The sequence below is a fragment of the Kaistella gelatinilytica genome (assembly GCF_015679325.1).
Lineage (GTDB): Bacteria > Bacteroidota > Bacteroidia > Flavobacteriales > Weeksellaceae > Kaistella > Kaistella gelatinilytica.
This window is the reverse complement of record NZ_JADPVI010000004.1, coordinates 299,882-313,259: the sequence shown is the minus strand read 5'-3', so window position 1 is coordinate 313,259 and position 13,378 is coordinate 299,882. Positions and strand designations below refer to the sequence as shown.

The 13,378-nt window shown below is 34.0% G+C and carries 15 protein-coding genes; 3 read left to right on the top strand and 12 right to left on the bottom strand.

Annotation, left to right across the window (positions count from 1 at the left end; genetic code table 11):
• Positions 1-229: 229 nt before the first annotated feature.
• Positions 230-1,156, bottom strand: a complete 927-nt coding sequence (locus IV494_RS14220; protein ID WP_196080765.1) for a malate dehydrogenase — start codon at positions 1,154-1,156, stop codon at positions 230-232.
• Between the two features lie 269 nt (positions 1,157-1,425).
• On the opposite strand from IV494_RS14220, the gene epsC reads away from it, so the two are divergent.
• Positions 1,426-2,241 carry a serine O-acetyltransferase EpsC gene (gene epsC, locus IV494_RS14215; protein WP_196080764.1) on the top strand — a complete coding sequence of 272 codons (816 nt, stop codon included), beginning with the start codon at positions 1,426-1,428 and terminating at the stop codon, positions 2,239-2,241.
• Between the two features lie 169 nt (positions 2,242-2,410).
• Positions 2,411-3,343: a cysteine synthase A gene (gene cysK / locus IV494_RS14210; protein ID WP_196080763.1), complete on the top strand. Its 933-nt coding sequence runs from the start codon at positions 2,411-2,413 to the stop codon at positions 3,341-3,343.
• A gap of 54 nt (positions 3,344-3,397) precedes the next feature.
• On the opposite strand, the gene IV494_RS14205 is transcribed toward cysK, so the two are convergent.
• From IV494_RS14205 to IV494_RS14195, 3 genes are all read right to left on the bottom strand, one after another.
• A complete protein-coding gene (locus IV494_RS14205; RefSeq protein WP_196080762.1) occupies positions 3,398-4,132 on the bottom strand; it encodes a DNA-formamidopyrimidine glycosylase family protein in 735 nt (244 codons plus the stop codon).
• Positions 4,133-4,253: 121 nt separating this feature from the next.
• Complete coding sequence (locus tag IV494_RS14200; protein ID WP_196080761.1) at positions 4,254-4,919, bottom strand: phosphatase PAP2 family protein; 666 nt, start codon at positions 4,917-4,919, stop codon at positions 4,254-4,256.
• Positions 4,920-4,981: 62 nt separating this feature from the next.
• Positions 4,982-5,998, bottom strand: coding sequence for a nucleoid-associated protein (locus IV494_RS14195; protein WP_196080760.1), 1,017 nt, complete (start codon positions 5,996-5,998; stop codon positions 4,982-4,984).
• A 204-nt stretch (positions 5,999-6,202) separates the two neighbouring features.
• Here IV494_RS14195 and IV494_RS14190 point away from each other — a divergent pair, with 204 nt between their 5' ends.
• Entirely contained in the window at positions 6,203-6,763 is a 561-nt protein-coding gene (locus tag IV494_RS14190; RefSeq protein ID WP_196080759.1) for a tetratricopeptide repeat protein, read from the top strand.
• 60 nt (positions 6,764-6,823) lie between these two features.
• Here the strand turns inward: IV494_RS14190 and IV494_RS14185 are convergent, their stop codons facing one another.
• From IV494_RS14185 to IV494_RS14150, 8 genes are all read right to left on the bottom strand, one after another.
• Complete coding sequence (locus IV494_RS14185) at positions 6,824-7,078, bottom strand: hypothetical protein (RefSeq protein WP_230380197.1); 255 nt, start codon at positions 7,076-7,078, stop codon at positions 6,824-6,826.
• Between the two features lie 34 nt (positions 7,079-7,112).
• Positions 7,113-8,312: a DUF2779 domain-containing protein gene (locus tag IV494_RS14180; protein WP_196080758.1), complete on the bottom strand. Its 1,200-nt coding sequence runs from the start codon at positions 8,310-8,312 to the stop codon at positions 7,113-7,115.
• Positions 8,312-8,605, bottom strand: a complete 294-nt coding sequence (locus IV494_RS14175; protein WP_196080757.1) for a hypothetical protein — start codon at positions 8,603-8,605, stop codon at positions 8,312-8,314. Before IV494_RS14175 ends, IV494_RS14180 begins: the two co-directional genes overlap by 1 nt.
• Before the next feature lie 95 nt (positions 8,606-8,700).
• Positions 8,701-9,621: a helix-turn-helix transcriptional regulator gene (locus tag IV494_RS14170; protein WP_196080756.1), complete on the bottom strand. Its 921-nt coding sequence runs from the start codon at positions 9,619-9,621 to the stop codon at positions 8,701-8,703.
• A 78-nt stretch (positions 9,622-9,699) separates the two neighbouring features.
• Positions 9,700-10,149: a hypothetical protein gene (locus IV494_RS14165; protein WP_196080755.1), complete on the bottom strand. Its 450-nt coding sequence runs from the start codon at positions 10,147-10,149 to the stop codon at positions 9,700-9,702.
• Complete coding sequence (locus IV494_RS14160; protein WP_196080754.1) at positions 10,149-10,838, bottom strand: hypothetical protein; 690 nt, start codon at positions 10,836-10,838, stop codon at positions 10,149-10,151. Before IV494_RS14160 ends, IV494_RS14165 begins: the two co-directional genes overlap by 1 nt.
• 301 nt (positions 10,839-11,139) lie before the next feature.
• The gene (locus IV494_RS14155; protein WP_196080753.1) at positions 11,140-12,621 is read right to left on the bottom strand and encodes an ATP-binding protein; all 1,482 of its coding nucleotides are present in this window, start codon (positions 12,619-12,621) and stop codon (positions 11,140-11,142) included.
• Between the two features lie 61 nt (positions 12,622-12,682).
• Complete coding sequence (locus IV494_RS14150) at positions 12,683-13,378, bottom strand: M48 family metallopeptidase (RefSeq protein ID WP_196080752.1); 696 nt, start codon at positions 13,376-13,378, stop codon at positions 12,683-12,685.

Sequence of the window (13,378 nt, the reverse complement as noted above, 5' to 3'; positions counted from 1 at the left end):
GTTCCTCGTAATGATGAATAAAGAAAAAAACGCACCTTCGAAAAGATGCGTTTGTATATTTAAATGAAATTGATCAGAACTTCAAAGCACCGTTTTAAAAGAGTTGTACTCTTTGCTATCGATGTCGCCACTTCGTGGCTTAAGGAAATCCTATAATTTCAAATCTCCATTTTCAAAGGGCTTCACCCTTTGCTTTTGATGTCGCCACTTCGTGGCTTATAAGGTGATCCTAAAATTTTAAATCTCCGTTCACCTCTCTTACTGCTTGTGCAGCGGTAGCGAATTTTTCTTTTTCTGCGTCTGTTAATTTAATTTCTACAATTTTCTCAACACCATTTGCGCCAATAATTGCAGGAACTCCAAGGCAGATGTCGCTTTGACCATACTCGCCATCTAACATTAATGAACAAGGAATCATTTTTTTATGGTCGCAAAGAATTGCCTGAACCATTACAGAAACTGCTGCACCTGGAGCGTACCAAGCTGAAGTTCCCAATAATTTAGTTAAGGTTGCTCCACCAACTTTAGTTTCTTCTGCAACATGATCTTGTTTTGCTTCGTCTAAGAATTCAGTGACTGGAACTCCATTTCTGGTTGCTTTACTCATTAGTGGAAGCATTCCGGTATCACTGTGAGCAGCGATCACCATTCCGTCAACATCTGAAATCGGACATTCTAAAGCTTCTGCCAACCTGTATTTGAAACGTGCGGAATCTAAAGCTCCACCCATTCCGATAATTTGATTTTTTGGAAGTCCGGAAGTTTTATGAACCAAATAAGCCATCGTATCCATTGGGTTTGAAACTACGATGATAATTACATCCGGTGAATGTTTTACCAGGTTTGCAGTAACATCTTTCACGATCCCAGCATTGATCCCGATCAATTCCTCACGCGTCATTCCAGGTTTTCTTGGAATTCCGGAAGTAATTACGGCAACTTTTGATCCAGCTGTCTTGCTGTAATCACCGGTTGTTCCTGTAATTTTGGTATCGAAATTATTTAGAGAAGCGGTTTGCATTAGATCCATCGCTTTACCTTCAGCAAAACCTTCTTTAATGTCAACTAAAACAACTTCTGCTGCAAAATCTTTCATCGCAATGTATTCTGCGCAACTTGCGCCAACTGCTCCTGCTCCTACTACGGTAACTTTCATATTTATTTATTTATAGATTTATTAATTTTAAAGGGAATAGAAAAAGGTATTTTCTTCAACTATTTCCATATTCAATTCATTTTTTCTAAGAAGCGTAAATTTACGAAATGTTAAAGTTTTGGGCAATTTTAGTATTATTAAAGTTTTCCTAATTATTAAAAAAAACACAGGCAATTCATAATCTGCATCATTGCCATAGTTAATTCTTACCCTAAATCAAGATTTTTGGAAATATTATAAACTAAATTTGTTAAAAATTAGCAGTCAATATGGGTTTTGCAAAACGACTTCACGAAGGGTACTCGAACCGAAAATATGACATCGATAAAAAGAAAATCGAAGATTTTATCGACCGATTTTTCCGGTTTATTTTCTTTCTGGAATATCAAAGATGTTCGGAACTTCCGAATATTGAGATGCGTTTAAATACTTTTAAAATTGAATTTAAAGAAATATTATGTTCTGTGACTGAAGAAAAAGACAGTCTTAAAACTGATCACTTCTTTGAAAGTTTCCCCAAAGTTTACGAATCACTGGAAAATGATGCACAAACAATCGTTGACAATGATCCTGCGGCACAAAGCAAAGAAGAAGTCATGTTTTCCTATCCCGGATTTTTCGCCATTGCTGTTTATCGGTTTGCCCATGAACTTTATAAAAATAATATTCCATTAATTCCACGAATTTGGACGGAATTTGCGCACAGCAAAACGGGAATTGACATTAATCCGGGAGCACAGATTGGGGACTATTTCTTTATCGATCACGGCACAGGAATTGTAATTGGGGAAACTACCATTATTGGTGATCACGTGAAAATTTATCAGGGCGTGACTTTAGGCGCTCACTCCGTCGCTAAAAATTTACAAAATATAAAACGGCATCCTACTATTGAAGATGGTGTTGTGATTTATGCGAATGCGACGATCCTGGGCGGCGAAACGGTCATCGGAAAAAATGCATTAATTGGTGGAAATGTTTGGATCACAGAAAGTGTGGCACCCAATTCGGTGGTTTTTCATAAAGGTCAAGTCACCGTAAAGAATAAATTCCCCAGGAATGAACCTATTATCTTTAGTATTTGATCCGCAAAATTACCGCAGCCCGACCTGAGTGGAGCTCTTTTTGCGAGGAGGAATCCTTCGACAAGCTCTGGACAGGCTAGCAAAAAAGCGGGAATCCTTCGACAAGCTCAGGATAAACCAGGGCGGAAATGTCTGCCCAAATAATTAACAAATTTTAAAAAATTTAGATATGAAACTGAACAATATATTAGAAGCCATCGGAAATACACCGGTGATCAAAATCAATAAAATTTTCCCTAAAAATGTGGAAGTTTGGATGAAACTGGAGAAGCAAAATCCGGGCGGAAGTTTGAAAGACAGAATTGCTTTGGCAATGATCGAAAAAGCGGAAAAGGACGGATCGATCAATAAAGACACTTTGATTATCGAGCCAACTTCCGGGAATACCGGCGTTGGTTTGGCCATGGTTTGTGCGGTAAAAGGTTACAAACTGGTTTTGGTAATGCCGGAAAGCATGAGTGTTGAAAGACGAAAACTGATGAGTTCTTACGGCGCATCATTTGTTTTGACACCAAAAGAAGAAGGAACTTCGGGAGCGATCAAAAAAGCGATGCAAATGGCTGAAGAAATCGAAAACTCCTGGATCCCGCAACAGTTTGAAAATCCTGCCAATCCTGAAATTCATGCAAAAGTCACTGCACAGGAAATTTTAAATGACTTTCCAAATGGGATCGATTACCTCATCACAGGCGTTGGAACTGGCGGTCACATTACAGGTGTAACTGAAGTTTTGAAACAGAAATTTCCGAATATGAAAAGTTTTGCGGTTGAACCTACAGATTCTCCTGTAATTTCTGGCGGAAAACCCGGACCGCATCCTTTGCAGGGAATCGGCGCTGGATTTGTACCAAAAAATTTACACACTGATCTTTTAGACGGAACAATTGCTGTTGAAAAAGGAGAAGCTTTTGAATTCACAAAAAGACTGGCGAGAGAAGAAGGAATTTTAGCCGGCGTTTCAACCGGAGCTTCTTGTGCAGCAGTCAATAAAAAGTTAGCAGAAATCCCGGAAGGTTCTGTCGTATTGACTTTCAATTATGACACGGGCGAAAGATACTGGTCTGTTGAGGGTCTTTTTGAAGAGAATCCTTATCAAGGTTAATTTCTAAAAGTTTTATCTTGAAAACTTAAAATCCTGCAACAGTGCAGGATTTTTTTATTTGTAGAGTTTCTGGCACTTTAGGCAGACATAGGTTTTGCGTTTTATTTTACCCATTTCTTCGATCAAGAGTTCAGTCTTATCTTTTGGACAGATTTTTTTTCCATAAATCATGGCGGCTTCTTTTACACCGTCGGTTTTTAGCAAACTTAAAAATTCTTCGCTGTAATCTACGAGCATTGAAAGCAGGAAAATTAATTTCTTCTCCGGAATTTTTTTCACCAAACTTTCGGGATGAATTTTGGCGTGGTAAAGACTTTCAATTCTGATGATATTTCCGACGCCCGCAAAAAGATGTTGATCCATTAAAACATCACCAATCATCTGCTCTGCATGATTCGTTTGCAATTCATTTAAAACAAACTCAGCATCGAATTCAGGTTTTAAAATATCGGTTTTAAAATCAAAGTGATCTTGAGGTTTCCCTTGATATAATTTCGTTTTGGCAACGTAGAAATTAATTTCCCCATCAGCAAAATGAAGGGCAAAACTCGCATTTACTTTTTTTTGCTTGTTGACGAGCATGCTTCCAAAAAGTCCGAGGTGAACACCGACAAAAAAATCTTTGAAAACGAACAGTAGATTTTTACCGTAAGTTTCGATGTCGATCAATTTTAAATTAACGATCGCAGATTTATCCATTTCGCCGTAACCGGATGCTTCGGAAACTGTTTTCCCTTTAAATCTTTGCAGTTTGTTTTTTAAAAAAAGTATGGACGGACCTTCTGGCATTTTATTTTGTTTTGAATGAATTGAACTGATTTGAATGAAGTCTCAAATGTAAAGATACTGATCTGAATATGATCAGAAATTGCTGTAATTCTAAATGTACAAATTGTGTTATTAAAATTTCTTAATCAATCGGATACCATTTTCTGAAGGCAAAAATCATCAGAAACAACCAGGAATATCCGAGACAGAAACCGCCTACAACGTCGCTTGGATAATGAACCCGCAAGTAAACCCGACTGAAACCGATGGTGAGAGAAAGGGCGATGAGAAAAACCATTGCAATGTATTTCCAAACTTTTGGCAGATCTGTCAACCAAATAAAATACGCCAAAGTACCATAAAAAATAAAGCCAAAAGTCGCATGACCACTTGGAAAACTAAAAGTCTCTTCTTTGTATAATAAAGGATACGGCGGTCTTGGTCGTGCAAAAAACATTTTCATACCGTAAATGAGAAGCAAACCGCCAACTCCAGCTACGAAAGTAAAAAGCGCTTTTCGGTACAGTTTAAAAAGAAGCAAGACCACGATCAGAAATGGATACACAATTTTAATAAAAGTCGCGGAGGAAAATTGGGTGATGGCGTACATAAAACCAGTCAAACTGTTTCGGACGATATGCGTATTGAAAAATTTAAAAATAACAAAATCTATATTATTTTCTTTTTCCAGAACCATCTCATCGGTAATGACCGCAAGCACAAAAAATGCGATAACCAGAAACAATAGTGATATCAACAGTTTGGCAGAACTATTACTGTAAAAATCTTTTAAAAATTGAATTTTCATCGCTCAGCAAAATTTGGAGTACAATTTAGAAATTTTCTGCTTTGTGTAATTTTTTTACTGATCTATTTTTCTTCTTCAAAATAAAGTCGGTAATATTTTCCATTTTCATCCTGTCCCTGATCGATCATTTTTCGGTCGCCGTGAACATAGATAGAGAAATTTTTATCGAGTTTAATGACACTTTTAAAATACCGCTGATTTTTCTTGACAGCCGTTTGATTAATGGGAAATTCTTCGGAAATTGAAACCTGCATTTCCTGTTCGTAATCACTTTTGAAATTAGAAAAACTCTCGATCACATTTTTATCCTGCAATACTTCATTCGTAAACTCATCGTAATGAAAAGTTTCTTTTTCTTTGAAAAAGTTGATCGACTTCGTTAAGAAATCGGCTTGATCAGGTTTATTCACATCAAATTCCTGCGGCAATTGTTTGATGACAAAATCCTTGAAAACAGAAAGCGTTTCCTGAGTATGAAAATATTCATCATCGCGTTGACGAACTTTTAAAAAATCTTCGAACCAATAGTATTGATCGCCGTTTTTGTTGTTATCTACGACGGAAATGGCGTAACCGGTTTCTTTATCAGTGTTGTAAATCAGGCAACCTTTATCCAATTTAGAAAGCGAGATTCCGTAATCTTTTTCGATTTCGTAATTCTCGTCTATGGGTAAAATTTTGAGGAAAGGATTTTTGTTTTCTGTTTTAAAGATCCCGATAGAATCGATTTGGTTACCTTCTTCTGTAATGCCGCCTTCAAAATAAACGATAAAAACTTCGCCACCTTGAACGCGTGGATTATCGCTGATCTCAAAAAGATGTTTCGCAATATTTTCTGATTCAAATCTGAATTTGTCTTTGTCTTCAAAAATTTCTGAAACAGATGAATAAACCGGATTTAAAGAAAGATAAGAATCGCTGTAAAACTGAAACTGTTCTTCAGATTTGAAAGCGTTGAGGAAATAATCGGTTAAGAGTTCCTTCATGTCGTCATCGATTTGCAACTCATTTTCTGAGAGGAAAAGATTTTCCTGATTGACTTTATTTCCGACTTTATGAACGATAATTTTGGAGAGCATTTTTTTGAAAATTTTAATGAGTGCAAAGATATTTTTAAAAGATTGAAGCAGGAAACTTTTAGACCAAAACATCTGCATTAATATTTCAACGTTAAAGGTTGAAAAAGTTAAGATGTTATAAAAAATATTAAAGTTTCAAAAAATTGTAAAAAGCGGAATTATTGTTGTTGGAGCAGGAGTTAAATATTAATCAAAAAATTGAATATGAAAAAGGAAAGCGTGATTAACACCAAGAAAGCACTCGTTGCTGCATTATTTTTAGGAGCGGTAAGTTTTGGATATGCACAGACTGAAAGTGTTGCGACCGAAACCGCTGCAACGGCTCAAGTTCAGGGAACACAGCAAAATCCAGCTATAGAAGCTTTAAAAAAACAAATTGAGGCCAATCCAAATGATACGGAAGCGATCGTGAAATTAGCCACCGCTTATCAAGACGCAAAAGACTGGAACGGCGCATTGGAAACCTGGAAAAAAATGGCAACATTACTTCCAGATTGGGCACCGTCTTATTATAGTCAAGCCTACGTTTATCAAAGTATGAAAGATGACGCGAACGCAAAAATGGCTTATGAAAAATACATCGCAGCAGTAAAACCAGAAGAATTGGAAGCGAATAAAAAGAATTTGGCCTATGCGCACTTCTTTGTGGCTTACCAACTTCAGAAAACTGATAAAGAGCAGGCGAAACAGCATATCGCAAAATCACTGACATATGACCCGATGAATGCGGAGGCAATGAAACTGAGTGAATTCTTAAAACAATAATTTAAAATACCTCGATTGAGGTATTTTTTTTGGCATTTATCAAAAAAATTCCCCAAGTTTTCACTCGGGGAATTTTTGTAATAGCCGATTGCCGTGTTGGATGGTGTGTTGGAAATCCCGACATACCAGTTCTTCTAAAAGCTCTCCTTCAGTGAACACATTATTAATATGTTCAGTAATTGTAGTTCTTCCTTTGCCAAATAGTTCTGCCATCTGCGATTGTGTAAGCCAAACAGTATCTTGCTCAAATTGCACATTGATTTGAGTTGAACCAGCACTGGCTTGACAAATTTCTATTTGGTTTTTAATTTCCATAATTTATAATATACAATGTAAATATCGGAAACTTTTAAATGAAAAATTTACCCATCTCTTTTTTTAAAACTTGATAAATCACAACCATTCCGTAGGTATCTCGTTCACAATATTTCAATAAATTTTGTCTTAATTCTTCTGTGTTTTGACTTTCATCAAAGATACTTGCGTGAAATAATGTACTTGCACTTCCACCATCGCCAATTTCCAGATCATCATAAGAAAATTCTGGGGCAATTGCGGGAAGTACAGATTTAATGGAAGCGGAATTTCCCATTTCAGGCAAATAATACCAACGTTTATTGAAAACGACTAATAAATCTACAATTCTTGAAATTAAACCAAAGAGAAATTCAGCATCTTCTGGAAAATCTTTGGCTAATTCTTTTAAACGGGAGACTTCAAAACTCTTATTATAAGTAACAATACTTCCACAATCCAAAAAATCCAATTTCATTTGCTCAATCATTTTTTTTCTCGGATCCATTTCTGAATTGATAAAATCTCTTGGATCGGCAAGAAATTCTTTATGAGAAATATTATTTTCGGCATTTAGAATATGCAAAGAATATTGGAAAGGAACTTGTTGATATGGTCTTGTTCCATCTAAAACTGGAATTGCTGCAAAAATGGTTTCAAAATCGAAAAATTGTAGCGGATATTCCCACGTATGTAAGAAATCTCGAATGGCTTGTAAATCTTTATAAGATTCATTATTTTTAATTCCATTCACCTGCAATTGCTGAGAAAAAGTAAGATGATAATCTTCTGGAATATCTTCCAATTTCAAAACTCCCTCCTCATACAATTGCCAAGATTTTTTTCCTGCTCTCGTCATTTCAAAAACTGAATTTTCAGGAACATGCTTCCAACAATGATGGGTAAATTCACATTCAAATGGGTTGCTGCAATGACCGCCAATTTCTACAACTGGTTCTTCTGCAATTTCCAAAACCTTCAATAAACTTTCAAAATTTTCCTCAACCCAAGATTGCATTTCAATGATGTCTTTTGTAATGTCTTCTAAATGAAATAATTCGGAAGTTATTTCTCCATTTTTAACATATTGATTATTGATATGCATTAAGAAAAATCGATCTGGAACGCATCCAGATTTTGACATTACATAATATTGAAACGCCGAATCTGTATAATGATACTCTTTTACTGATGTGCTGCTTTTAACTTCGATAGCCCAAATTTCATCATCTTTTCGGTGCAAAATATCGAGCATTACCAAAGTGTTTTCTGTTGCAAATGTTGCTTCGTAGATTGTTTTCTTTTTTTCTGCAATCCATTTTTTCGTTTGCTCAATAGAATTGAAAAATCTGAAAAATCTGTTGGCGTTGCATCTTCTCCATTCGGGAAACTCTTTTGCGCCAATGCTCCAACGGTATGTCCTAAATCAAAAATCTGTTGTGTTGCTTCACTTACAGGAAGTTTTAAATCTTTTCTAAAATATTCGAAATAAATTTTTTTGGAACATTGAACTCCAGAAACAAAACGGGATTTGGAAATTGATTTCATTTGTATTTATATATTTTTTTAAGGTCAAATGGTATCGACCATATTAAATGGCATTTATTGCTTGTAATTCCATAAATAACGATTTCATATTATCTCTATTTATAATTCTTTACCATATTTTTCACTTCATTTTGCAAATGTTCTCTAAAACTTTTAGGTGAAATAATTTTCACTCTTTCACCATGTGAAAGTACTTCGCGTTCAAAATCGTAAGTCGGAAATAGGGTCAATTGAATTCTGTATTCCTTATCATTATCAATTAAAACCTTTTGGGAATGATGCATTGGAAGCGTTTTTATGTATTGCCCTTGTTCTGCATCAAATGATAAAACGATTTCTTCTACCTCTTCATTTTCGCCATAAATAATCCCGAAAGAGTTTTTAAAATAGTTTTCAATATCAATTTTTTCAGGTTTAAAGCTAGATTTAGAAATGTCTAAATCTGAAATTCGATCCAAACCAAAAGTTTTCAGGAAAAAATCTTTGCTATCTTTTTCATTTGCCAGCAAATACCACCGATTTCTAAATTCCTTCAACGCATAAGGTTCCAAAGTTTTTTTGTGAGAAACGCCTTCCCAGAATTTGGTATAGTTTAAACTAATGATTTGTTGATGGGTAATTGCATGAACTAAACCGTTTAACCAATGTAAACCACGAGATTTTCGTTGCTCAAAAAGCATCACATTTTTCTTGCCCTTCACTTCTCTGTATGCTTCAACGAGTAACAAATTATCAAAAACATCTTCGTGATATTCGTCTATTTCATCAGCATCAATGACATAAGAGTTAGTTGATCTTTTGTAAATAATAAGGACGCCAAAGACTTCAAAAATAGCTTCTTTATCGCGAAGAAAAGTACGTTTTGTAAATTTTAAACTGTCAAGTTTCAATCCTTTATCTTGATATTTACTTTCAAGATAATCGTTGATTTCTTCGAAAGATGCACCTTTCTCTTTTCTTCTACGCAAAAATTCTTCAATAAATTTTAAGCGAAGCATTTGTTCTTTTTTTGCCATTTTGTCTATCTTATCAGGTAAAGATAATAAAGAAGAACGACAACATACGGCGTTTAAATAAAATAGAATTTAAATTGTTCAACGAGGAAGTTTCGGTCTAAATAGTGGAATAGTTCCAAAACTTTCTGGATTAAAAATTAAATTAATACCTTCACTTTCCAGAATTTTAATGCTAATTAATAAGTCTTCCTTACATTTTTCATCCTTGTAATCAATATCGGAATCATTAAAATAGATTTTCACCATTTGGAAAACATCATCGTATTGCAAAGCGATTTTATAAACATAATAGGATTTAACATCATAATTTAGAAAGTCCTCAAAATCTTCATCTTCTTTTTTAATGAGTTTACTATATCTGTCGGGAAAACCGTCGGTTGAATATTTATTTTCCAACCCATAATAAAAAATGGTATTAATGATTTGAAAATCGTAAAATTCGAGTTCCTTTACATCATCCAATGAAACCGAATTCTGAATTTTAAGAATGTTTTGTTTTAGCTGAGCTATGATATCAATTGTTCTCATTATCTTATTTTATTCTGAAGTTTTTCTACAGCGATAATTATTGAATTTACATAATCTTTTTTTCTACTCGCAGGATGATAAGCATCTAAATAGATTTTTCCATTTTTATAATACGTATGAAGTAAACCATTAGTAGAAAGCTCTTCTATTTTATCTTCATCTGTTACAAAAATTTCTTTATACAAATGAAAAGTATTTCCAAAAATTAAAATATCAGGATTTAGTATATTTATCTGTCTTAAAATGATTGATTTAAATTTCTCAAAACCTTTTTTCAAATTATCATCTGTTGTAAAAGTGCCAGTTTTAGAGTATTCCTTATTTGCATTTAATATTGCGATATTATGTATAACTTCAGCCATCTGCGGAAATTCCTTAATATCTGGTAAATCATTCCATTTTTGAAAATTGTTTAATATTGCATAAGAAATATAAATAATTGGATGCCAAGTTGGAGTTGCAACATTTTTAAAAAAATCTTCATATAAATTTTCGGCGGTAAATAAATCACGATAGTATTGAGATCCATCATCCTCAGAATAAGATTCTTTTAAAAACCATGCGATTTTATATTTGCTATTCAAAAATACTTCATTATTAATCGCTCCATCTACCATTGTATTAGGAAATGTGCATATTTCTTTTTCGATGTCAATTAATTTTGCAATTTGCGAATTTAAATTAATCATAATTTACACAATTTTAAAAATCAGTTTTTATTATTCTTTTTAAGTTTTAATTAAAGATAGAAAATTTTGCAACTAAAAGTATCATAACTAAATTCTTTAAATCATCTATTTTGATCAAAATTTAAAATCCAATTCTACCTCTCACTTCACCACTCCACTTTTCATTTTTACAAAGGTTTATAATTTCTTCAAAATGAAGTTTTTCACCCGATAGAATTTCTTGCATCGCACATTTTCGGGCAATGTTTTCCATTTCTCCACCAGAAAAATTAAAACTTTCTGCTAATGTTTCGCTCTCTTTTTAAGATAAATGAGGAAATTTCTCTCGCCATATTTTTGCAGAATTTTCTGTGGATGGTTGCTCGAATTTGACTTTAAATAAAAAGCGACGTTCAAAAGCGCCATCCATATTTTCTACCAAATTTGTTGTTGCGAAAAGAATTCCATCAAACTTTTCCATTTCCTCTAAAATGATATTTTGAATGGCATTTTCAGTATCTGCAATAGTGCTACTTCCGGCAGATTTTCGTTTGCCAATAATGGCATCTGCTTCATTGAATAGCAAAATGGGACACAATTTTTCTGTTTTTTTCATGTCTTCATATTGCGTGAAAATCTTTTTCACCAATTTCTGACTTTCGCCAAACCACATGCTTTTAGTTTCGGAAATATCTACTTTAAAAATATTTCGTCCAGAATTTTTTGCTAATTGATATACACTTTCTGTTTTTCCCGTTCCAGGAACGCCGTGAAGAATGGCTGTAATCCCAATTGGCATTGCTCTTTCTTTTAATCGAATTTGCATTTCTTTGAACTTCTGATCTTCCAAAATAGCGGAAATTTGATTTAATTGCGTACTCTCATCTTTATTAAAAAAGAGTTTTTTCTGCTGAATATTTTTAGCCAGAATCAATTTTGAATTTTCATTTGAAACGTCATCAATTAATAAATCTTGATGATCTCGAAGGAAATCTATTACTTTCTTAGTGAGTTTTGCGTGTGGTTTGTTGGCGAAACTTTGATTGGATATTTCGATTAAACCCAACTTGCTCAATTTCGTTTCTTTGTTTACCAATTTTTTAATATTGTATAAAGCTTGGCTTTTTTGTTTAAAATAATCGTTAACAGTAGATTGAATATTGGTATTAAAATCATTATCACCACAACTAATGGTATCCCAAATTGCATCTAAAAAGAAGAAGGTTTCAAAAAGATCGAGCTTGTAATTTTTAATTTCCCGAAAGATAGGCATGTGCAAATTTTCTTCACAAAGGGTTCCTATATAATCCGTAAAATCATATTGATGAATCATATTTGAATCCAACTGATCGCTCATTCCATCAAATTCTTCGAGCAAATCAACAAAATTTTTCTCTTTGGAAGTGTTTTTATTCTGAAAGATTTGTAAAGGCTCATTTTTGGAAATGGTGTTGATTACGGATTGCGACAATTCATAGGTAGAAATTTGTCTTTTCCGGCTTTCTTTATTCATCAAAAGATTTCGTTGATACAAAACTTCGATGGCTTCCCGATATTTGAGCACTTGAAAGCTGGTCATTCCGAAATACTGAAATACTTTTGTAAAGGAAGCTTCCTCAAACCAATAAACAAACGCATTTGCAAATAAAACAACTTCTATTTTATTCAGTTGTAAATACGGACAAAGCGACGCCAATTCTTTTTCAATCGACTCGAAAAATGGTTCACGAAGATGGGAATCTTTAGAAAATTTGTGAATGGTTTCGATACATTCTAAAACGTTGAAAGTGATTTTTGTTTCCATGCTTTGTTATTTATTTTTACAAAGATGGAAAATCACTGCGCCGAAATGTGGCGTAGTTTACTTAAATAGGTAAATCATTTAAGATTTTTTTCTGAGTTCGCCAATTCGGTAAATAGCGATCCATAAGAATAATGAAATTCTTGTTATGATTCCTTTCTAATATATGAACCAATTCATGCACCACGATGTAGTCGATACATTCTATTGGTTTTTTGATGAGTTCAATATTAAAATTTAGCGTTCTGTTTTCATTGTTACAACTCCCCCATTTGGTTTTCATTTTTCGAACACTATAAGTATCAACGGTCAGATTCATGATGGGTAAATGGTGCATTAACAATTTTCCCAAAACCGTATTCAATTCTTTTCGGTACCAATTGTCAAGTTGTTTTTGTTTCTGTACAGTGGTGTAATGCGCAGGAGAAAAAAGTTCTATTACATGATGATGAATTTCAATATACGGTCTTTTGGCTTCCGTAACTTTCAGCAAATATCTTTTCCCCAGAAAATAATGACTTTCTCTCGTAATCATCAATTTCTCACCTTCTCTTTCCTGATTGGCGATTTTCTTTTGTTCGCGCTTGATCCAGCCTATTTTCGTGGTAAGATAAACCCGAACTTTCTCTAGATCAAAATACTCCGGAGATGAAACTGTCACTTTTCCATGTGGTGGATGAACACTTAAGTGCAGGTTTTTGATAGGTTTAAATTTTACTTCAACCTCCAAATCTCCAATTTCTAAATGCTCTGTTCGCAT

Excerpts from the sequence above, each read along its gene's own strand:
- IV494_RS14220 (WP_196080765.1), bottom strand. The coding sequence starts at position 1,156 with ATGAAAGTTACCGTAGTAGGAGCAGGAGCAGTTGGCGCAAGTTGCGCA.
- epsC (WP_196080764.1), top strand. The coding sequence starts at position 1,426 with ATGGGTTTTGCAAAACGACTTCACGAAGGGTACTCGAACCGAAAATAT.
- cysK (WP_196080763.1), top strand. The coding sequence starts at position 2,411 with ATGAAACTGAACAATATATTAGAAGCCATCGGAAATACACCGGTGATC.
- IV494_RS14205 (WP_196080762.1), bottom strand. The coding sequence starts at position 4,132 with ATGCCAGAAGGTCCGTCCATACTTTTTTTAAAAAACAAACTGCAAAGA.
- IV494_RS14200 (WP_196080761.1), bottom strand. The coding sequence starts at position 4,919 with ATGAAAATTCAATTTTTAAAAGATTTTTACAGTAATAGTTCTGCCAAA.
- IV494_RS14195 (WP_196080760.1), bottom strand. The coding sequence starts at position 5,998 with ATGCTCTCCAAAATTATCGTTCATAAAGTCGGAAATAAAGTCAATCAG.
- IV494_RS14190 (WP_196080759.1), top strand. The coding sequence starts at position 6,203 with ATGAAAAAGGAAAGCGTGATTAACACCAAGAAAGCACTCGTTGCTGCA.
- IV494_RS14185 (WP_230380197.1), bottom strand. The coding sequence starts at position 7,078 with ATGGAAATTAAAAACCAAATAGAAATTTGTCAAGCCAGTGCTGGTTCA.
- IV494_RS14180 (WP_196080758.1), bottom strand. The coding sequence starts at position 8,312 with ATGCTCGATATTTTGCACCGAAAAGATGATGAAATTTGGGCTATCGAA.
- IV494_RS14175 (WP_196080757.1), bottom strand. The coding sequence starts at position 8,605 with ATGAAATCAATTTCCAAATCCCGTTTTGTTTCTGGAGTTCAATGTTCC.
- IV494_RS14170 (WP_196080756.1), bottom strand. The coding sequence starts at position 9,621 with ATGGCAAAAAAAGAACAAATGCTTCGCTTAAAATTTATTGAAGAATTT.
- IV494_RS14165 (WP_196080755.1), bottom strand. The coding sequence starts at position 10,149 with ATGAGAACAATTGATATCATAGCTCAGCTAAAACAAAACATTCTTAAA.
- IV494_RS14160 (WP_196080754.1), bottom strand. The coding sequence starts at position 10,838 with ATGATTAATTTAAATTCGCAAATTGCAAAATTAATTGACATCGAAAAA.
- IV494_RS14155 (WP_196080753.1), bottom strand. The coding sequence starts at position 12,621 with ATGGAAACAAAAATCACTTTCAACGTTTTAGAATGTATCGAAACCATT.
- IV494_RS14150 (WP_196080752.1), bottom strand. The coding sequence starts at position 13,378 with ATGCGAACAGAGCATTTAGAAATTGGAGATTTGGAGGTTGAAGTAAAA.